The following is an 18,927-nucleotide window of genomic DNA, read 5'->3' as shown; positions in this document are numbered from 1 at the left end:
TATAGCATTCACGAGTCCTGTTACAGACGAAAGTATACAAACTATTGTTTTTTCTATATAACAAGGTATCAACCTGCAAAAATGAGCATATTCGATGGAGTCTGTTAGACTTTTATACGTAAGCAAAATTAAGAATATTGACTCAAACTTAAAAAAAGATTTGATTAAAATCCTCGATGAGGCAGTTGATTTTAATTATCGCAATGATATTAGAGGTGTTTTATATTATGGCCATGGATATTTTGTGCAATGTTTAGAAGGTCAAAAGCACACGATAGATGATTTGTTTTATAACAAAATTGTGAAAGATGAACGGCATATCAATTGTGAAATCCTCTATTACACTCAATGTGAAAACCAATTTTTCTCACAGTGGTCTATGAAATTTTCACCTATTAATCAGAACATTTCAGATTTTTTCATGAAGTATCATCTGGAAGAATTTAACCCTTATTTACTCACAGCTGAGACGGTTGAGAAATTCGTTTCCGTATTAGCGGGTGAACCTGAATACGATGTACAAGCTTATGTTTCGTGAATAAACTATCTTTCATCTAAAGTGATTATCCAACAAGGTATCTATAGATAAAGGTACTTTGTTGGACATATGATAAAATTTAACAAAAAGAAATTGAACTTATTACCGAGTAGTGTTTATATATCTTTCGAAGAGGACGACCTCTTTGTTCAATTTTTTCAAGCTTTAGGACGACCTAAAAATATTAATAAGAGGTGTCGAAATGGCTTGGGCTTATCTAATTTTGGCTGGTATTTTTGAAATCGTGTGGGCATATTCAATGAAGATGTCTGATGGTTTTACCAAGCTTACCCCTAGCGTTATTACTATTGTATTTATGATCTTAAGCTTTGGTTTACTCGCCGTAGCTATGAAAACTTTGCCTCTAGGTACTGCCTATACAATTTGGGTAGGTATCGGTGCTGTTGGTGCATTCCTGATTGGTATCTTTATTCTGCACGAACCAATGGGATTTTTACGTATTTTGGCTGCTGCCTCCATCATATTTGGTGTTGTGTTGATGAAAGTGACATCCAGCTAGCGAGTCAAAGCAATATAAAGGCCCTCATTTGAGGACCTTTATATTGCTTTGAAGAACGACTCTCTTCTACTTTCTCAATCTACAAAATTTCTCGCTTAATTTGGATTAATAAAATAGAAATATACGATAAGAGTAGCTAGCAGAATGCTTGCAAGTGTTAAGTAGAACCCCGTTGTATTGAAGCTTTTCAAGAATTTCAAAATAGTCATATTTCGCAATTTATTGATAAGTTAAGAGAATTATCACATAATTTAACAATAATCTGAGCTTCAACCGATCAAAAAACAAACACTTATGTATTTTATTCTTTAGTGACGTCTATATAAGTTAAATACACACTAGAGTAATTTATATACTTTTATTGGACGTTAACTCAAAACAATAAGCTTTTAGCTAGCTTAGATCAAAGGTGTATACACTGCACAATCTAATTTAAGAATAAATTTCTTTCCACTTCACGACGGCGAACTAACCCCTTTAAAATTTTTCCTCCACCTTTATTCCAAACAAGGAATTGATCTGCTGCACCACTATAGTCATTGGCGTTTAGCTTTTTCAGAAGTGTGGAATTTTTAAAAGCTGTTTGGCCGATGTTAAAAGTGAGAGAAACCAGAGCATCGAATTGATTTTGAGACAATGCAACATTTACATTTTCATTGACAGTAGCCTGAAATCGTCTTAAATCATGCTGAAAGAAGGACTTTGCCTGTTCCAGAGTACAAGAGTCCCCTTTCTTAACTCGAATGTTGTTTGGATAAACAGTGGTGCCAAAGCCAATGGTCCACACACCCACTCCATCGTCATAAGCATGTAACTTTAAGTCTTCGAAGCTTGTAATTAGATGAATACCATCAACACTTATAATTCTTGCTGAATCAATGGCGACACCTAGCATTTCAGTAACATCAGTTGCAGTTGCAATATTGCTTAATTTATCAGTAGTAGGTCTCTTTGTTCTTATTAATTTGCAAGCGCCTATTTTTATTAAGAAATCAAATATCGCTTTCATCAATCATTCCTACTAACCGCTTTATCACTTAAAAGCTATTATGCTTAATGAAATGAAGTTGATCAAAGATTACTCTGACGCCTTCGCTCAATCCATCCAGCTAACAACTAAGATTTCTGAACCATATCACTTTTCTTTAGACAATAAAAACCACTTTCCCGGGTCTACTCAACTATTTTTTGAACTTTTATGAAGCAATACTCGGTACTTTTTTCAAGATTAAAAAAGTACATGAAGGCAGGGCTAGTTTTACTCAATCATCGTCTTAATTTGGATTAATAAAGTAAAAATATACAATAAGAGACAACAGCAGCAGAGTAGCGAGTGTTAAATACGCCCCTGTCGTGTGGAAGCTTTTCAAAAATTTTAAGATATCCATATTTCACTACTCCTCGTAAAAACGAGGCGATTATCACACATATGTGGGAAAATTGTGACAAATTTTGCGTCAAAAAAATTGTCATTTCAGCCAAACATTCAATTTTTATCAATCTTACTTTTTTCTTCGCTTAGTTCAACATCTCAGTCAGAGCAAATGCATTCCAATAATGAAGTAGATATATACCAGTTTTAAAGTTCCACGCTTTTAGTCCGCTTACGATGTCAACTGGACAAATTTCAACCATAAAAAAACCGTACTCATGGGTACGGTTTTTAGAATTTTAAATTATTCGGCTTTTTTCCAAAAAACAACAGGTATATTGAACTCGTATTTTATTAAGAATGCACAAGCAATAAGACCTATACATACTGACAGTAGTGTTAAATCCCCAAGCACACTACCCACCACAAGAATTACCAATCCAAGTATATTCAAAATATAAAAGACAACAACTCCCAAACCATCATTCATCATGTTCCCCAAAACACAATTTCAAGAGCTTATAAATTAATTGTATTACAAACTTTATACAATATAGTTGAGCTATTGAATTTTATGCATAGTTTGTTTAGTTTAAATGGTTTTTCCAGTTACACAATTTTACATTATGTGCAACATTTAACCTTTTATGGCATATGTTTATTTTCATTAAAATCAAAACCCATCTCAATGCTTTTTGGCAATTAAAAAGCCCACTCTAATGAGTGGGCTTCCCCTTAATTCTTTTGCGCTGAATGAAGGTTCTTGTTGTTTAGTTATTATCAAACAACAAAGCGAATATAGATAAAAGTGTGATGCAAATCAACAAAAATCTGTATACTTCTCGATTATTCTAAAGATCAACTAAATAATAAACTATTCTAGAGCACTTAATCCTTGGCTTAGATGAAAGCTTATTTTTGTCCAGCAACTTGGCTATAAACGAGAGAAACAACAATATAGCTAGATCATAAACCAGATGTCGTACAACTTAGTTAAATTATGAAAACCACAATAAATCTAATTACTTGTTTTATATAAAGTTAAATTAAAACCATTGATATTTAAAGTTTTTCTGTATTATATGAATAAATTATGGAGTAAAATTACACTCGTACTATACAGTTTCATTGAAATTTCTTTAATAAACCTTATATTGGTATATACGTAGCAATCAAGTGCCATATGAATAGATTCCATACAGCTTTGATTTATACTTTTTTGATTAGAGGAACACCTCATGAATAAGTTAATGGTTGCAGTTTTCGCGGGCTTAGTTACCCTGACTGGTTTTAGTGTACAAGCTGCAACACCAGAACAAGAATGTAAAAAATTACAGGACGATTATAACCTGATCTATGCTTCTAAGGGCTTCTGCTTCAAAGATGCAGATGCTAAAGCAAAGTTTGGTAATGAAAACTGCCACACCACTAAACCAAAATTTTCAGACAAAGAACAACAACGTCTTGATGAAATCAAAGCTCGCCAAAAAGAGCTGAACTGCAAATAATCAAGCCTCTTACGGAGTTTGATGCTCCGTATCACTCTGAGCATTTCACTAGTTAAAGCTTACGCCCTATTTAAAGGATGAATCATGGCATACGATGACCAAAATATTTTTGCACGCATCCTACGCGGCGAATTGCCTGCGATCAAAATCTACGAAGATGATCAAGTTCTCGCTTTTATGGATATTATGCCTCAAGCAGATGGTCATGCTTTAGTGATTCCTAAAACACCTGCTGTGACCTTGTTGGATCTACCTGCTGATGCAGCAGCTTATACCATTCAAGTTGTTCAAAAAATTGCAAAAGCAATGGAAACCGCTTTAGATGCTAAAGGCATAGTTTTAATGCAGTTGTCTGGTGCAGCTGCTGGGCAAACGGTACCTCATGTACACTTTCATTTGATTCCAAGTTCAGTACATGAACTTGGTCGCCATGCTGCGAAAATGGGTGATCAAGAAAAGATTCAAGCTTTAGCTGAAAAAATCAAAGCCGCACTCTAGTTTTTGATTTTTAAAAAGACGGAGTTTTTACTCCGTCTTTTTTGTTTTCTAATTAAATGAAAAATAATAAGAAATATAATTATTACCAAATATGAATCGTCATCAAACTGTCATTTATCTTTCACTTCTCTGTCACAAAGTTTACCGATACTGCATACAAGTCAGTGAGCTATGTAACTTTATGTACATAAGCAAGCTCATAACAGTAACTAAGGCATCAGCCATTTACAAAAAGTGTTTTGGAGAAATCTCAATGAAAAAATTGCTTCTTGCTGCTACTGTAGCAACTTTAGCCATGAATGCAGCGCAAGCAGCACCAACATTGTATGGTAAGCTCAATGTGACTTTGGACCAAATTGATAATAATGGCTTTAAAGACGAAAGCGTAACTAAAGTGAACTCAAACGCTTCTCGTATTGGGGTGAAAGGCGAAGAAAAACTGACGGATAACCTTTCTGCAGTTTACTTGATCGAATGGCAATTTAATGCGGATGGTGATGGCGATCAATCATTCAGCAACCGTAACCGTTATGTAGGTATTAAATCTGAAGGTATCGGTACTTTAAAAGTAGGTCAATTCGATTCTTACTTTAAAAATGCTGCTGGTAATAGCCAAGATATTTTCAACGATCACAATGAGCTAGATATGACAGCTGTATTAGCTGGTGAAGATCGCTTAAAGAATGTGATTGGTTTTGAAACTGATAAGAAATTGTTAGGTGGTTTAGCATTCAACATCATGTTCCAGCAAGGTGAAGAATCTTCTGCTGCTGACAGTGCTGCTAAAGGTAAAAAAGGCAGCCGCGATGGTTTCGGTGACGGCGTATCAACCTCGATCACTTATGAAAACAAAAACATTGGTTTAGCTGCTGCTGTTGCAGGTAACTTTGGTGTAGCATCTAAATATAGCGCTTATAGCTTATCTGATATTTATACCGATGCTATTCGTGTAACAGGTTCTTTAGACTTAACACCTGCAGGTGTTGATGGTTTAGTGTTTGGCGCATTATGGCAAACAGCTCAACCAACTGATGATACTGTATCTACAAGTGCGGGTACTCCTACTGTTGTGACGTCTTATAAAGGCTTACAAGAAGATGCATATGGTGTAACTGCTGCATATACAATTCCATCAACACCAATCAAGTTAAAAGCAGAATACATCTCTGCAACGACAGAATCTGATGGTCGTAAAGATCGCAAACAAGACCTTTATGGTGTAGGCGCTGACTATCAAATCAACAAACAAACACGTTTCTACGGCATCGTAGGTCAACAAAAACGTGATTGGTTGGTAAAAGATGATAAGAAAACAACCATCGGTTTAGGTATGGAATACAACTTCTAATTTGAAGTTCAAGTCATGCAAAAAATAAAAGGGCAATCTGCCCTTTTATTTTTGCTTGTTTTATTTCTTTAAGAAACCACTAACCAAATTCAACACTTGCTGAATATCTTGATTGGCTTCTTGAGGATTGGTGCTACTGCCTTGTGGAGTTAAAGAATCAATCACTTGTGGTAGTACAGAAGCAATTGCACCATAAATCGCTTGTTTAGGTGCTTGAGTTTGCTGCGCAACTTGCTCAACATCTTGGTCATCAAATAAACTTTGAATGTTCTGTTCTGGAACATCAGCAGCATTCTGCTGTTGCGGATCTACCCAACTTTGCACTTGATTCGACAAACCTGCATTTTTCAGTTTATCCAAAGCCCCTTGTAGGCCACCTTGCTTTTGAATCCAAGCCAAAACCAAAGGTAACACTGCAATTAATAAGGTTTGTGCTGTGTTACCACCACCCGTGGCATTACTTTGGGTTGACGTATTTCCACCACCCAATTGGCCCAATACTGAGCCTAAAATCCCACCTAAACCGCCTTGTTGGTTCTGCGTATTTTGTTGCTGTCCACCAAGTTGTCCTAAGACAGAACCTAAAATGCCACCTAAACCACCCGCCTGTCCTGATTGTTGCTGACCGCCTAAAGCTTGCTTTGCTAAAATTTCAACAATGTTGGTTAAATCTGTCATGAGCTACACGTTCCTTTTGGAATATTTATCCGAAAAGCATACGCTGCTTTGAAAATACAAAACAAAGTTAAATTGTTAAATTTTGCAAGAACTTGCAACCCATCTTCAAGTAATCAGTATTTACTCAAAAACCAAACAATTGGGGACTTACCAGCGAAATTTATTCCAGTTTTCTGGATTCGCCCAAAACTTGGAGTTAAACCAATCTGGGACATGCTTATAGGTCAAAATATTAAACTGCCATAATGCAAAATCACGGTCATGTTGAGTTTTATCAATGAGTTGGGTAAAACCAAGCGAACGTAAGAGTTTTTCATCATCCAGTTTACTGACCACGACAATTCGTTTTGCCATGAGGTCTCGTAGCTTCACTAAGAGCTGTGCTTTTTGTGTTTGATTGATGTTTTGCATTTCATCTGTATCAAATAATACAAAACCTAAATCATAACGCTGCGTAAATGGCAGACTTAAAAAGTCAGTTACGCTAAAATAATGCCATTGAATTGAAGCATTTTGGTCAATCTGCTGACCTATACAAAGTGCAGTATGAATGGGCTGTTCTTGAGATAAATCGTCTAGCATAGAAGTGATGACATTTTGTTCAGCCATAACTGCAACCCTTGATTGAAAAGATGAGAGTTTATTAATGGAACTACAAGGCATTTGTCATAAAATGCATGCAGCGCTCAAAACGCATAGTGTAACTGATCAACCAACAAGCAAGGCAAATGTTGAATATAAATTTATATTAGATCGTTCAGAAACTGACCTACCCTTCGTTTTAGGTCAGGAAATAGAGATTGAATGGACAGGCAATATTTTTTGTACCTCATGTGGCGCAAAAACACCGAAGTCATATTCACAAGGTCACTGTTTCAAATGCTTTAAAACCAAAGCCGAATGTGACCTTTGTATTATGAAGCCTGAAACCTGCCATTATCATTTAGGCACCTGTCGTGAAGATCAATTCGCGCATGATGTTTGTTTCCAGCCACATATTGTGTATTTAGCCAACTCTAGTGCTTTAAAAATCGGGATTACCCGTATCGTCAATATGCCAACACGTTGGTTAGATCAAGGGGCAACGCAAGCATTACCGATCATGAAAGTCGGTTCTCGTCGTTTGTCTGGGCATTTAGAAACCTTAATTGGCACTCAAATTGCCGATAAAACTGACTGGCGCAAATTGCTCAAAGGTGAAGCAGAACCATTGAACCTGCTTGAACAGCGCGATCAAATTCTTGAAGAATTTGCTCCGAAAATTCAAAGTATTCGTGATGAATTCAGTCAGAACCTAGAATTTAACGAAGACTTGGAATTCTTGGAGGATGAAACACCGCGAGAATTTATCTATCCCGTAGAGCATTATCCTGAAAAGATTAAATCGCTCAATTTAGATAAAACACCAAAAATTCGTGGTGTATTGCAAGGGATTAAAGGCCAATATTTATTACTCGATATTGGTGTCATCAATATCCGTAAATATACAGGTTATGAACTGATCCTTCGTGCCTAAAATATTTCAATAAAAAAGGTGGCCATTGAAGCCACCTTTTTTATTTAGCCTGCATTCAGACAATTCAGAATGGCGTGTACTGGATCTTCAGTATTCCCTGAAATCAGCTGTTTATGCATGCTCAAATGTTGCATCATTTGAATATGTGCCGTTTCATGGTCCATTAATTTTTCAATTTCAGTGGCTAACCGTTGTGGTGTTGCATCGGCTTGGATCAACTCTTCAATCACTTTCTTGCCTGCAATAATATTCGGCAATGAATAGTAAGGAATTTTAGCCAATAATTTAACGATAATATATGTCAGCCAATTCAACTTATAGAAAGTCACCATTGGACGATGTAACAGCATTGCTTCAAGCGTTGCAGTACCAGAAGCAAGTGCGACAATATCACTGGCATTCATGATGATGCGACCAATTTTTGACTCGGCATCTGTATTTTCTAAAATATGAATTTTTGATTTTAAACTCACATCTAGATTTTGAACCCCTTGTTCAATCTGATGCTTACGCGCATCATTAATCGCAGGAATTAAAAATTCCAGATTGGGATACTTTCGGTGAAGAATTTCAGCAGCCCCGGTCAATAAAGGCAATAAGCGTTCAATTTCACCACGACGGCTTCCTGGTAATAAAGCAATATGCGTTTTATGCGCGGATAGCCCAAGTTGATGCTTGGCCTCAGTAATTGGATTTTTTAGAGGTAACTGCTTAGCCAAAGGATGCCCAACAAATGCAGCGGGTACTTCATAATTTTCATAAAATGTTTTTTCAAATGGAAATAAGCATAAAACTAAATCAACACTACGCTTAATGCCATGTACCCGGCCTTGACGCCAAGCCCAGACCGATGGGCTAACATATTGCACGGTTTTTATAGGTAAATTCTTTTCTTTAATGGTCTTGGATAAACGTAAGTTAAAATCTGGTGCATCAATACCGATAAAAATATCAACGGGATGCTCAGTCCAACGTTCAATTAACCCATCGCGAACAGCAAACAGTTTTTTTAAGTCTTTGAGAACTTCAACAATCCCCATTACCGAAAGAATTTCCATCGGATAATAGCTATGAAATCCTTCTGCAATCATTTGTGGGCCGCCAATCCCTTCAAATTCAGCATCAATGCCCTGTTCGCGAAAACTGCGCATGAGTTTCACCCCTAGAGTATCTCCAGAAACTTCCCCCACCACGATACCAATTTTTAGTTTTTGCTTTAACAAGACTCACGCCCCACTGAAATATTTAAATGATTCTAACAGAATGATTTTACACCGAATCGAAGCAAACAATGCAATTTGTTCACGATTGGTGAACATCAAATAGTATCTAAAATGACTTTTATTTTTAAAAATTCAATCTAGATTTACGATGAGCTAAGAATTGATTGCAATCCAGCTAAGATTTAATATTAACAAGAATCATTTCCATGTGTGATTTATTCTCCCTCCTATTGCACCAAGACCGTTTATGGCCAAATCTACATCTACTCCGTTTGTCTATCGACTGAGCATTTTCTATCGCTTTGTATTGACCTTTGCTCTTGGCTATCTTTGTATGATGTATTTGAGTATTAGCCTGACCATGATATTGACCGCTGTCTTAGATAAAGCGGAAGCCGTTTATCTTGCAGCCTTTATTGCGACGCTGTTTTATTTGGCCTTCATAATTATCAGTTTTTGTGCAAATTCATTACTCAAACTCACGATGATCAGCCTGATTTTAACAGCTGCTTTGTTTGGCTTATCTGTAGGTTTAAATTAAAAATGCAAAATAAAGGCGTTCGCCAATCAATGGCATGGTTGCATGCTTGGACAGGCTTGATTTTTGGTTGGCTTTTATTTGCCATTTTTCTGATGGGGACCAGTTCATATTATCGTCATCAGATTAATCTCTGGATGCAACCACAGCTGGCGCAATATCAAGTTCATCAAGATACTGCTATTCGTACAGCAACAGATTATTTAGCCAAAAATGCGACTGATGCAAAATCATGGTATCTCAGCATTGCCAATCATGAAGAACCCGTCAATAAAATGTATTGGGAAAAAGCCAGTGGTGGCTACGAAAGCCGTAGTTTAGACGCCAATACAGGTAAAGAACTTCAACTCTCAGCAACTCAAGGTGGGGATTTCTTTTACAATTTTCATTTCCAGTTGTATGGCGTGCCCATCATGGTTGGGCGATTGATTGCCTGTCTCGCTGCATTTATTATGTTGGTTGCCTTGGTGTCAGGCATCATCACACATAAAAAGATTTTTACCGATTTCTTTACCCTCAGAACCTTTAAGTCACAGCGTTCTTGGTTAGATTTTCATAATGTCTCTTCAGTATTGGCACTGCCATTTTTCTTGACCATTACCTTTACAGGCTTGGCGATTTTCTTTTACCTCTATCTCCCTTGGGGAATGAAAAAAGTCTATCCAGACAATCCTTTTCAATTTTTTACTGAAATTAGAACCGTCAATCAGACAGCGACTGACACTCCTCCGAATAAAGCTGAAATGCTGCTGATCAACACCTTATTAGAAAAAGTAAAACAGCAATGGGGCGAACAAGCTTTGGCTTCAATCGAAGTTAAAAATCCCAATACAGACCAAGCCGTGATTACCTTTAAGCAGTTAGAAGATCGATCGATCACCTTAAATCAGGCACAAATCACCTTTGACGGCAAAGGCAAAATTCTCGGAAATACCCGTAATAATAGTGCTGTTGCAACCTTACATTCGGGTGTTTATGGCTTACATATGGCGACTTTCGCACAGCCTGTACTGCGCTTTGCTTTCTTTTGTTCGGGTATTTTAGGCTGCTTAATGATTGCCTCAGGTTTATTGCTCTGGAGTTTAAAACGCCAGATTCAAAACAAGTCTGATCAATTCCACTTTGGCTATTATTTAGTTGACCGTTTAAATGTCGCTGCATTTATTGGTCTTCCAACAGCCATGCTCGGCTATCTCTTCGCCAATCGATTAGTACACGTGACAGAGACCACACCTAACTATGAAATCTATACATTTTTTAGTGCCTGGGCGCTGAGTTTCATCATCGCACTATTCACGAAAAAGCAATACTTATGGAAATCACAGGTTTTTATCTTTGGATTAGTTGCCTTGATTCTGCCTGTCTATAACTTGCTTTATCTGATCAATCATCAGCTGATCACAGATCTACAAAGTTATTGGCTGTTCTTGCGTATTGATTTATTCCTATTAATCTGCGCCCTGTTTGCCGCGTTTATTTTTAAGAATATTCAACCGATTCAACAAAAATCAGCTCAAAAAATCAAAGCAAAATTAGCCAAAAATGAGGTGAAAGCATGATTATTTTGAGCCTTGTATTGATACTGATTGGGATGCTACTGCTATATAAATGCAGTTCAAAACAAATCAATAAAACCAAACAACCGCTTTTTATTGGCTATCAAACACACCTTAAAGTTTTGGCTTATCTCTGTTTCTTGCTTGCCGGTAGCCTGCTTTGTTTAACATATGGCAGTTCTATTGGCTTTATCAGTTGGTGGATTTTTGCAACTCCTGTGACCTTTTTATTGGTGTTATGGGTCAATGAACTCAAACCATCGAAAAAATAAAATGCACTTAGATACAACAGCTATCCTCAACTGCTGCCAAGGATAGCTGCACAACTTAAAAATTAATGCCCGCGATGGCTATGATCTTCCTGAGTTGCTTTTTTATCCTTATCATCACAACATTTCATCTTTTTTTCACAGCATTCTTTCTTGTTAGCTGCATCTTTTTCCTTACAACAATCACCTGCTGCAAATGCTGGTACAGTTGTTGCGAGTAAGATTGTTGAAACTAATAAAGTTTTAAAATTTAACATGATTGTATCCTTTAAATAAAAATAAGAAATTTGAATTTATAAAAACAGGATACGATTTGGAGGACGGTATGGTAACTGATAGACCCCTAAAGTGAGTTTATCCAGATATTCCGAATTCATCGTCGTTGTGAATTGTAGAATTCGTTGAAGCGGTTGCTCACGCTGGACAAGAGTTACCGCCACACAGCAAAGGCTTTTTTGACAATGGGAAGAATCCATTTTCTCAAGGCTTATAGATGTATGCTTGCCCATATCTGACATTCCACAATCCATCACTGGACTGTGGTTTTGTAAGCTTTGATCGACCTCATTCATAGACACAGCCATTGCATAGCTATTAGTGATAAAACACATAGCGATCAGCAATGAAATGACGGTTCGAATGAGAATAGACATAAATATGAAGATAATCAGCAATACAGTCCTTGTACAGCCTTCAAAATAAACCAAGCATGCTAACTAAAGCAAGATAATCGTGATAATTGATGAGCAAAAAGCGCTTATTTCGGATTTCTTTAGCTTTTTTATGCATAAGCAAATCACTATTCATCACAACGAGTTATCTTAAAAAAGCATAAGATATGCTGTTTTTTGCATAATTAGGCATATTGTCGATGTTTGGTCCTATAGAATTTATTATGGCTGGCGTATTGGTTGGCTTCTGTGTCGGTATCACAGGTGTAGGTGGTGGTTCATTAATGACCCCAATCCTGATTAGCCTATTCAAAATTGAACCACACATCGCGATTGGTACTGATTTACTTTATGCCTCAATTTCAAAATTCTGCGGTTCATTCGTTCATGCAAAAAAACTGAATATTGTCTGGCCAATTGTACTGTGGCTTGCTCTAGGCAGTATTCCTGCATCTTTTGCGACCTCATGGGTACTTGAACATTACTTAAGCCAGTCAACGCACTATAAAGCTGTATTGACTATGGTCTTGGGCTTTATGTTGACCTTAACAGGTGTGTCTATTGTTTTCCGTGCGCAAATTGAAAAGCTGTTTGATCGTTTCCGTAACCGTGAACAAGCCGATATGGAAAGCGAACAACATGCTTTGCAACACAAACGTCATTACATTGTCATTATGGGTGTGGTATTAGGCATCTTTGTGACCTTATCATCAGTCGGTGCTGGTGCTTTCGGTATCATGGCCTTAGTTTTAATGTTCCCGAATTTACCGATGATTCGTATTATTGGTTCAGACGTGGTTCATGCGGTATTACTCACCGCTGTTGCAGGCCTAAGCCATATGTCTTCGGGCAACGTGGATTTCACCCTGTTGATGTGGCTATTGGTTGGTTCAATTCCTGCGATTATTGTCGGGACTTTGATTAGTTCACGTATGCCTGAAAGACTGATCCGTAAAATTCTGGGTATTACCCTATTCGCCTTAGGTGTAAACTTTATGGTGAACCCGATCAAGGCGAAACCAAAACCAGTTGAAACCCAGCATGCGATCGTAATTCAGCAGACAAACCATTCAACAACAACTGTTTAACCCTTAAAATGCCGATTATTTCCGTATAAATTGCGATTATCGCTAGTTAATCAATCGGCATTTCATGCTATATTCGTAGACAAAATAACCTTTTCTTTCGATTGAATTTGTGACAGCAATGAATACTCTACAGTCAAATCCAGTTTCTCAGCCAGATATCGACGACGTTAATATTAAAAGCATTCAAACTTTGATTACCCCAGCAGAACTGAAAGCTGATCTTCCTTTATCTGATGCTGCATCTCAAACTGTGTTACAAGGACGTGCAACTGTACGCAACATTTTAGATGGTGATGATAAGCGCTTATTTGTCGTGATTGGTCCTTGCTCAATCCACGATACCAAAGCCGCGCATGAATATGCCGATCGTCTAAAAGTCCTTAGCGAAAAAGTTAAAGATACTTTGTATCTGGTGATGCGTGTTTATTTTGAGAAACCACGTACTACGGTGGGCTGGAAAGGTTTAATCAACGATCCAGATATGAACGATTCTTTCAATATTGAAAAAGGTTTACATATCGGTCGTGGCTTATTGATTGATTTAAATGAAAAAGGTTTGCCATGTGCAACTGAAGCACTGGATCCAAACTCACCACAGTACTATCAAGACTTGATTTCTTGGTCTGCGATTGGTGCACGTACCACAGAAAGCCAAACACACCGTGAAATGTCTTCAGGCCTATCATCACCTGTTGGCTTTAAAAATGGTACAGATGGTGGCTTAACGGTTGCAACCAACGCGATGCAATCTGTTAAACATGGTCACAGCTTTTTGGGCCTGAATGAAAATGGTCAAGTTGCGATTATCAACACCAAAGGTAACCCTTATGCACACGTCGTGTTACGTGGCGGTAATGGTAAGCCAAACTATGATGCAACTTCAGTTGCAGAAGCTGAAGCTGCTTTGGCAAAAGCCAAAGTTAGCAATAAGATCATGATTGATACTAGCCATGCTAACTCAAACAAAGACCCATACTTACAACCTTTGGTTTTGAAAAACATCACTGAACAAATCCTTGATGGCAACAAATCAATCGTTGGCATTATGGTTGAGAGTCACTTAAAAGGCGGGCGTCAGGACATTCCTGAAAATCTGTGTGATCTTGAATATGGTAAATCAGTGACTGATGGCTGTATCGACTGGGAAACTACTGAAAAAGCATTGCTTGAAATGCATGAAGCCTTAAAAGACGTATTACCAACGCGTTAATTTGATCTTTTATTCATCATAAAAACAGGCTCTTATGAGCCTGTTTTTTTATTTATAGATTTGATCAATCTGCACAAACGTACAATACAGCCCGCCTCACTTTATTCTATTTTGATTATCCTTTGTTATTGATTCATTTAGGTTAATCATGGAAATTTTTCTTTATACCTTAAGTGTGATGTATAGCCCTGGCCCTGTAAATTTTATGGGATTAAATGCAGGACTGACTGGACAATTCTCTCGGACATTGGGATTTTTTGCAGGTGTTGGCTGCTCTATGCTGATGTTATTCATTGTATTTGGTTATGCAGGCGCAGCTTTGATTCCGCATGATTATCTACATTTTATTGCTTTAATCGGTGCACTTTATACCTTTTATTTAGCCTATAAAATGATGACGGCACATACTGAACTCGACACGGATCAAACCCACAATAAAACACTAAGTTTTTGGAATGGCTTCTGGATTCAAAGCCTAAATCCTAAAGCAATTTTGGTAATTTTACCTGTGACCACAATTATGTATCCTGCTGCGCATATCACAGGTAGCTTGATTCTCATTGTTTCCTTCTTCATTTCTGTTGGCGCTTCAGGTGCACCACTGCTGTATTCATTGGCAGGATCAGTCATTGGCAAGAAACTAAGCAATCCAATTTGGCTTAACCGCCTCAATAAAATATTGGGAATTTTCTTGATCATTTCAGGTCTATTGATGTTGTCTGATTTCTTAAAAGGGATGCATTCTATTTAAACTTAGTCTCAATTCCCAAGCACAATTTATTGCTGAGGCGAATAAATCTGTTTCCATCTTGCTGGGGTAATTCCATAGGCTTTGGTGAAATGCCGAGTCATATGGCTTTGATCAAAAAAACCAGCAATGATGGCCGCCTGAGTTAGCGACTCTCCATACATCAGACATCTTTTCACTATATCCAGTCGACGCATGGTCATATAACGATGTGGACTGGTACCAAATAGCAATCGAAAGTCTCGAGAAAGACTCCATCGGTCACGTCCTATATTCTGTTCTAAATCATCCAAACTGATGTTCTGATCAAGTGAAGCGTGAATAAACTCTCTGGCTTTTTCGGCCGCAATATAATCATAGCTTTGCCGAGTACTGAATGGTTGGCCAGCAACTTCATACAAAGTTGTCGCTAGATCATATAGAGCATCTTCCTCTTCTAACCGATCTAGTGGATCATGCATATTTTGTAATAAGGTCTGGGTCACTCGATAAAGCCGCGGATCATCACTCAATCCTTGCTTGAAAAAAGGCAAAGGCTTGCCTTTCATGATCTTTTGAATCAATGCAGGCTCGACATACATCATCTTATAATGAAAACCGTCTTGAGTCCCTGCACTACCATCATGCTTCTCATCTGGATGCAACACCATGGTCATGCCATGTTGACTATGTCGAAGCGCCCCACGATAGTGAAAACTTTGGACACCCGACAAGGTTCGACCAATCGCAAAAGTATCATGTTGATGCGGCTCATATGCATGATCTGAAAAGAAAGCCTCGATTCTCTCTAAGTGATCTTGCTCAGCAGCCCTGACCATCCAATCTGAACAATTTGATAATTTCGACACACCGATCTACCTATAAAATTTCAATTCGGCAGTCTCAGAATACCGCAATTTTACTTTGATCTATAAGTCATATTTTGATTATACTGCTGCCACATTTCTCCTACGACGTATCGCTGATATGAAGTCCAGTTTTCGTCAACATTTGCTTAAGTGGCGTGCCAGTCTTGGCGCGGTTACTTTGCTTTGTTTACTCTGGCATATCTTCTTACCAACGATGGTCCATACAGGCGTCGTACCTGCACTTTATGCAATGCCAAGCCATTGCCAAGTCACAGAAATTCAAAATGTATCGTTGATGTCACAAACACATTCAGGTCATCATCAACATGACATGCATCACGCACAGCAGTTGCAATCGTCTAAACATACTCAGCTAAGTGAATATGCACATGAAGTTTATGCGCTTGCCAGCCAAATCATGAAACATTGTCCTTTATGTTCCCATGGCTTGGATGCGGTTGCTATTGTCCCACTGCTTGCATTTGTACTTATATTTCTACTGGCTTGGTTTAGTCGTGTACGCTGCCTCTGCTATTCGTGGACAGAAGATCTGCACATTGCCCGTATCTTTTATATTTTCCCAACCAAACAAGCCCCGCCACTCGCTTTATAAATCGCAAATTTTACTTCGTGCCCAGTTACAACTGCGGCGCGTCCTTATGTATTGCTTTTTATAGAGTTCAAAATGAATACTCAATTCCGTTTGTCAGTACTCGCGGCTGCCTGCCTTTTTGTCGGCTATAACTCCGTTGCTTTTGCTGAAACTGTGCCGTCTGATACAACCAAAACCTTAGCCACCATCGTTGTGACCGCAAGTCGTGAAGGTGAATCGATTAATAATACCCCTGCTGCAATCAGTAAAATTAACAGCAAGGACATTGAAGATAAACATGCAACGTTTATTGGACAAATCATCAATCAAACACCGGGCGTGCTGATGAATGATTTGGGCAATGAACAGCATATGATGTCCATTCGTCAACCCATCACTACAGCAGCTGTTTATCAATATTTAGAAGATGGCATTTCAATTCGTCCTGTGGGTGTGTTTAACCATAATGCTTTGTATGAAGTAAATTTGGCTGGTGTGGATAGCATTGAAATTTTACGTGGCCCAGCCAGCAGCTTATATGGAAGCAATGCAATTGGTGGAACCATTAATTTTCTGACCAAAGCGCCTAGTACAACGCCCACCGCAGATCTTGGCATTAGTGCCAGTTCAGAAGGTTATCGCCGTTTGGACGTCGGTGCTTCCAATACTTTTGCTAGTGAATTTGGTGAACAAGGCTTAAGACTCTCCGCCTATGCCAGTGACCGTGGCGATAGTTGGCAAGATCATGCGGAAAGCAATAAACAAGGTCTGACATTAAGACATGATTGGCGTATTTCTGATGCAACCCAGATCAAAAACATTATCAGCTACAATCACCTTAAAGCGGATATGACGGGTAGCTTAAATCTAGATGATTATAATAAACGCCCAGGATACAGCTACCAAACCTTTACCTATCGTGAAGTCGATGCCACACGGCTTTCTTCTCAAATTAGCCATCAATGGAATGATCAGCAACAAAGCCAAGTCACCTTGTATTACCGTGACAATACCACCGAACAAAACCCAAGCTATAACATCCGTACCGATGTTAAAAATGGCAAGCCTACAGGCACCTACAGTGGACAAACCACATATAATGCTTTTCAGTCTTATGGTCTCAATTTACAACATTCTATTAACCTAGATCAGGTGAAATTGATTGTTGGTGCTATGGCTGATCATTCTCCAAATCAAGCTAAAACCAACGATATAGAAGTCTTCCGTGATCCCAACACCTTGGTCTATACAGGTTATAAACAACGTCAACAACTGCGTGATTTTAATGTCGATGTAAATAATCAGGCCCTTTACACACAAGCCAATTGGCAAGTGCGACCAAACTTAAATTTAGTTGGCGGCGCTCGCTATGATTGGATCAGCTATGACTATGAGAATAAATTAACGCCTTCAAAAACCACAGGGGCGCCGAATGAAAAACGTGACTTCCACAAGGCCAGTCCTCAAGTCGGTTTTGTCTGGAATATCACGCCTGCAATTGATCTTTATAGCAATTGGTCACAAGGTTTTGTCCCACCAGAAGTCAGCAGCTTATATGGTGCGAATCTGGTCACGCCAGACCTAAAAGAAGCAACATTTAATAATATCGATGCAGGTCTACGCTTTAAATTATTTGATGAGCGCTTAGACGGTGAAATCACTTTATATCGCTTAAAAGGTGAAGATGAAGTGATGAGCTATACCAAACCTGATAACACCCGTGAACCTCGTAATACAGGCAAAACCTTACATCAAGGCATTGAAATTGGGGCAACTTGGAAACTCAGCGATATTTATGATCAACGTATAAAACTATCTGGCAGCGTTGCAAAACATGAGTACAAGCAATTCCAACCTTCTAGTGTTTTAAATTACAGTGGCAATACCATGCCCAATGCACCTCAAACCTTTGGTACTGTTGAATATCAAATCAAGCCCATTCCAGAACTCCTACTCTCTGCTGAGGGTGTTTATGTGGGCTCATACTGGATCAACGATGCCAATACAGAAAAATATGATGGACATACCTTACTAAATTTGCGCGCCAACTATCGTAAAAATGCCTATGAGGTCTTTGGGCAGATTTTGAATGCGACAGATGTCCATTATGCAGAAAGTACCTCGTTTAGTAATAACCAAGTCAGCTATACACCAGCTGCACCACGGACTTATTTATTAGGCTTACGCTATCATTTTGGAAAATAAT

22 protein-coding genes are annotated in these 18,927 nt (G+C 38.3%); 14 read left to right on the top strand and 8 right to left on the bottom strand.

Annotated features, from left to right (window positions below; translation table 11 throughout):
• Positions 1 to 94 precede the first annotated feature (94 nt).
• The gene (locus F887_RS09410; protein ID WP_005293946.1) at positions 95 to 538 is read left to right on the top strand and encodes a BLUF domain-containing protein; all 444 of its coding nucleotides are present in this window, start codon (positions 95 to 97) and stop codon (positions 536 to 538) included.
• 202 nt (positions 539 to 740) lie between these two features.
• The gene (locus F887_RS09415; protein ID WP_005293943.1) at positions 741 to 1,058 is read left to right on the top strand and encodes a DMT family transporter; all 318 of its coding nucleotides are present in this window, start codon (positions 741 to 743) and stop codon (positions 1,056 to 1,058) included.
• Between the two features lie 427 nt (positions 1,059 to 1,485).
• On the opposite strand, the gene F887_RS09420 is transcribed toward F887_RS09415, so the two are convergent.
• Together F887_RS09420 and F887_RS09425 are read right to left on the bottom strand one after the other, a co-directional pair.
• Entirely contained in the window at positions 1,486 to 2,067 is a 582-nt protein-coding gene (locus F887_RS09420; protein ID WP_005293941.1) for a lysozyme, read from the bottom strand.
• Positions 2,068 to 2,734: 667 nt separating this feature from the next.
• On the bottom strand, positions 2,735 to 2,923 hold the full coding sequence (locus tag F887_RS09425; protein WP_228129823.1) for a hypothetical protein: 189 nt from the start codon (positions 2,921 to 2,923) through the stop codon (positions 2,735 to 2,737).
• A gap of 745 nt (positions 2,924 to 3,668) precedes the next feature.
• Between F887_RS09425 and F887_RS09430 the strand changes: the two genes are divergently transcribed.
• The 3 genes from F887_RS09430 (at position 3,669) to F887_RS09440 (ending at position 5,784) form a co-directional block, all read left to right on the top strand.
• Positions 3,669 to 3,938 (top strand): YARHG domain-containing protein, encoded by a 270-nt coding sequence (locus F887_RS09430; RefSeq protein WP_005152820.1) that lies wholly within the window; start codon positions 3,669 to 3,671, stop codon positions 3,936 to 3,938.
• A gap of 84 nt (positions 3,939 to 4,022) precedes the next feature.
• On the top strand, positions 4,023 to 4,436 hold the full coding sequence (locus tag F887_RS09435) for an HIT family protein (protein WP_005293933.1): 414 nt from the start codon (positions 4,023 to 4,025) through the stop codon (positions 4,434 to 4,436).
• Between the two features lie 253 nt (positions 4,437 to 4,689).
• A complete protein-coding gene (locus tag F887_RS09440) occupies positions 4,690 to 5,784 on the top strand; it encodes a porin (RefSeq protein ID WP_005293930.1) in 1,095 nt (364 codons plus the stop codon).
• Positions 5,785 to 5,844: 60 nt separating this feature from the next.
• Here the strand turns inward: F887_RS09440 and F887_RS09445 are convergent, their stop codons facing one another.
• Both F887_RS09445 and F887_RS09450 read right to left on the bottom strand, forming a co-directional pair.
• Complete coding sequence (locus F887_RS09445; RefSeq protein ID WP_005188693.1) at positions 5,845 to 6,462, bottom strand: YidB family protein; 618 nt, start codon at positions 6,460 to 6,462, stop codon at positions 5,845 to 5,847.
• A gap of 147 nt (positions 6,463 to 6,609) precedes the next feature.
• Positions 6,610 to 7,071, bottom strand: coding sequence for a DUF6231 family protein (locus F887_RS09450; protein ID WP_005293928.1), 462 nt, complete (start codon positions 7,069 to 7,071; stop codon positions 6,610 to 6,612).
• Between the two features lie 37 nt (positions 7,072 to 7,108).
• Here F887_RS09450 and F887_RS09455 point away from each other — a divergent pair, with 37 nt between their 5' ends.
• On the top strand, positions 7,109 to 7,978 hold the full coding sequence (locus F887_RS09455) for a DUF2797 domain-containing protein (RefSeq protein ID WP_005293924.1): 870 nt from the start codon (positions 7,109 to 7,111) through the stop codon (positions 7,976 to 7,978).
• A 44-nt stretch (positions 7,979 to 8,022) separates the two neighbouring features.
• On the opposite strand, the gene lpxB is transcribed toward F887_RS09455, so the two are convergent.
• Entirely contained in the window at positions 8,023 to 9,201 is a 1,179-nt protein-coding gene (lpxB, locus tag F887_RS09460) for a lipid-A-disaccharide synthase (RefSeq protein WP_005293921.1), read from the bottom strand.
• 247 nt (positions 9,202 to 9,448) lie between these two features.
• On the opposite strand from lpxB, the gene F887_RS09465 reads away from it, so the two are divergent.
• From F887_RS09465 to F887_RS09475, 3 genes are read left to right on the top strand one after another with little or no spacing between them, the layout of a single operon-like run.
• Positions 9,449 to 9,742, top strand: coding sequence for a hypothetical protein (locus F887_RS09465; RefSeq protein WP_005293917.1), 294 nt, complete (start codon positions 9,449 to 9,451; stop codon positions 9,740 to 9,742).
• A gap of 2 nt (positions 9,743 to 9,744) precedes the next feature.
• Positions 9,745 to 11,298, top strand: coding sequence for a PepSY-associated TM helix domain-containing protein (locus tag F887_RS09470; protein WP_005293914.1), 1,554 nt, complete (start codon positions 9,745 to 9,747; stop codon positions 11,296 to 11,298).
• Positions 11,295 to 11,567, top strand: coding sequence for a hypothetical protein (locus F887_RS09475; RefSeq protein WP_005293911.1), 273 nt, complete (start codon positions 11,295 to 11,297; stop codon positions 11,565 to 11,567). The genes F887_RS09470 and F887_RS09475 overlap by 4 nt, the downstream gene beginning before the upstream one ends.
• 62 nt (positions 11,568 to 11,629) lie before the next feature.
• Here the strand turns inward: F887_RS09475 and F887_RS09480 are convergent, their stop codons facing one another.
• Both F887_RS09480 and F887_RS18795 read right to left on the bottom strand, forming a co-directional pair.
• Complete coding sequence (locus tag F887_RS09480; RefSeq protein WP_005293909.1) at positions 11,630 to 11,821, bottom strand: hypothetical protein; 192 nt, start codon at positions 11,819 to 11,821, stop codon at positions 11,630 to 11,632.
• 36 nt (positions 11,822 to 11,857) lie between these two features.
• Positions 11,858 to 12,217, bottom strand: coding sequence for a hypothetical protein (locus F887_RS18795; RefSeq protein WP_005293903.1), 360 nt, complete (start codon positions 12,215 to 12,217; stop codon positions 11,858 to 11,860).
• A gap of 218 nt (positions 12,218 to 12,435) precedes the next feature.
• On the opposite strand from F887_RS18795, the gene F887_RS09485 reads away from it, so the two are divergent.
• From F887_RS09485 to F887_RS09495, 3 genes are all read left to right on the top strand, one after another.
• On the top strand, positions 12,436 to 13,323 hold the full coding sequence (locus tag F887_RS09485; protein WP_005293900.1) for a sulfite exporter TauE/SafE family protein: 888 nt from the start codon (positions 12,436 to 12,438) through the stop codon (positions 13,321 to 13,323).
• 118 nt (positions 13,324 to 13,441) lie between these two features.
• Positions 13,442 to 14,533, top strand: coding sequence for a 3-deoxy-7-phosphoheptulonate synthase (locus tag F887_RS09490; protein ID WP_005293898.1), 1,092 nt, complete (start codon positions 13,442 to 13,444; stop codon positions 14,531 to 14,533).
• A 148-nt stretch (positions 14,534 to 14,681) separates the two neighbouring features.
• On the top strand, positions 14,682 to 15,284 hold the full coding sequence (locus tag F887_RS09495) for a LysE family translocator (RefSeq protein WP_005293894.1): 603 nt from the start codon (positions 14,682 to 14,684) through the stop codon (positions 15,282 to 15,284).
• Positions 15,285 to 15,310: 26 nt separating this feature from the next.
• Here F887_RS09495 and F887_RS09500 read toward each other — a convergent pair whose 3' ends face one another.
• Positions 15,311 to 16,099, bottom strand: coding sequence for an AraC family transcriptional regulator (locus F887_RS09500; RefSeq protein WP_416201965.1), 789 nt, complete (start codon positions 16,097 to 16,099; stop codon positions 15,311 to 15,313).
• Positions 16,100 to 16,247: 148 nt separating this feature from the next.
• On the opposite strand from F887_RS09500, the gene F887_RS09505 reads away from it, so the two are divergent.
• A complete protein-coding gene (locus tag F887_RS09505; RefSeq protein ID WP_005293891.1) occupies positions 16,248 to 16,742 on the top strand; it encodes a hypothetical protein in 495 nt (164 codons plus the stop codon).
• Between the two features lie 72 nt (positions 16,743 to 16,814).
• Complete coding sequence (locus F887_RS09510) at positions 16,815 to 18,926, top strand: TonB-dependent receptor (RefSeq protein WP_005293888.1); 2,112 nt, start codon at positions 16,815 to 16,817, stop codon at positions 18,924 to 18,926.
• Position 18,927: the final 1 nt, after the last annotated feature.

The sequence above is a fragment of the Acinetobacter sp. NIPH 2100 genome (assembly GCF_000369805.1).
Classification (GTDB): domain Bacteria; phylum Pseudomonadota; class Gammaproteobacteria; order Pseudomonadales; family Moraxellaceae; genus Acinetobacter.
This window is presented reverse-complemented; position numbering and strand designations above follow the sequence as displayed.

Bases quoted from the DNA above. Each gene is read 5' to 3' on its own strand.
- F887_RS09410 (WP_005293946.1), top strand. From the start codon at position 95: ATGGAGTCTGTTAGACTTTTATACGTAAGCAAAATTAAGAATATTGAC.
- F887_RS09415 (WP_005293943.1), top strand. From the start codon at position 741: ATGGCTTGGGCTTATCTAATTTTGGCTGGTATTTTTGAAATCGTGTGG.
- F887_RS09420 (WP_005293941.1), bottom strand. From the start codon at position 2,067: ATGAAAGCGATATTTGATTTCTTAATAAAAATAGGCGCTTGCAAATTA.
- F887_RS09425 (WP_228129823.1), bottom strand. From the start codon at position 2,923: ATGATGAATGATGGTTTGGGAGTTGTTGTCTTTTATATTTTGAATATA.
- F887_RS09430 (WP_005152820.1), top strand. From the start codon at position 3,669: ATGAATAAGTTAATGGTTGCAGTTTTCGCGGGCTTAGTTACCCTGACT.
- F887_RS09435 (WP_005293933.1), top strand. From the start codon at position 4,023: ATGGCATACGATGACCAAAATATTTTTGCACGCATCCTACGCGGCGAA.
- F887_RS09440 (WP_005293930.1), top strand. From the start codon at position 4,690: ATGAAAAAATTGCTTCTTGCTGCTACTGTAGCAACTTTAGCCATGAAT.
- F887_RS09445 (WP_005188693.1), bottom strand. From the start codon at position 6,462: ATGACAGATTTAACCAACATTGTTGAAATTTTAGCAAAGCAAGCTTTA.
- F887_RS09450 (WP_005293928.1), bottom strand. From the start codon at position 7,071: ATGGCTGAACAAAATGTCATCACTTCTATGCTAGACGATTTATCTCAA.
- F887_RS09455 (WP_005293924.1), top strand. From the start codon at position 7,109: ATGGAACTACAAGGCATTTGTCATAAAATGCATGCAGCGCTCAAAACG.
- F887_RS09465 (WP_005293917.1), top strand. From the start codon at position 9,449: ATGGCCAAATCTACATCTACTCCGTTTGTCTATCGACTGAGCATTTTC.
- F887_RS09470 (WP_005293914.1), top strand. From the start codon at position 9,745: ATGCAAAATAAAGGCGTTCGCCAATCAATGGCATGGTTGCATGCTTGG.
- F887_RS09475 (WP_005293911.1), top strand. From the start codon at position 11,295: ATGATTATTTTGAGCCTTGTATTGATACTGATTGGGATGCTACTGCTA.
- F887_RS09480 (WP_005293909.1), bottom strand. From the start codon at position 11,821: ATGTTAAATTTTAAAACTTTATTAGTTTCAACAATCTTACTCGCAACA.
- F887_RS18795 (WP_005293903.1), bottom strand. From the start codon at position 12,217: ATGTCTATTCTCATTCGAACCGTCATTTCATTGCTGATCGCTATGTGT.
- F887_RS09485 (WP_005293900.1), top strand. From the start codon at position 12,436: ATGTTTGGTCCTATAGAATTTATTATGGCTGGCGTATTGGTTGGCTTC.
- F887_RS09490 (WP_005293898.1), top strand. From the start codon at position 13,442: ATGAATACTCTACAGTCAAATCCAGTTTCTCAGCCAGATATCGACGAC.
- F887_RS09495 (WP_005293894.1), top strand. From the start codon at position 14,682: ATGGAAATTTTTCTTTATACCTTAAGTGTGATGTATAGCCCTGGCCCT.
- F887_RS09500 (WP_416201965.1), bottom strand. From the start codon at position 16,099: ATGGTCAGGGCTGCTGAGCAAGATCACTTAGAGAGAATCGAGGCTTTC.
- F887_RS09505 (WP_005293891.1), top strand. From the start codon at position 16,248: ATGAAGTCCAGTTTTCGTCAACATTTGCTTAAGTGGCGTGCCAGTCTT.
- F887_RS09510 (WP_005293888.1), top strand. From the start codon at position 16,815: ATGAATACTCAATTCCGTTTGTCAGTACTCGCGGCTGCCTGCCTTTTT.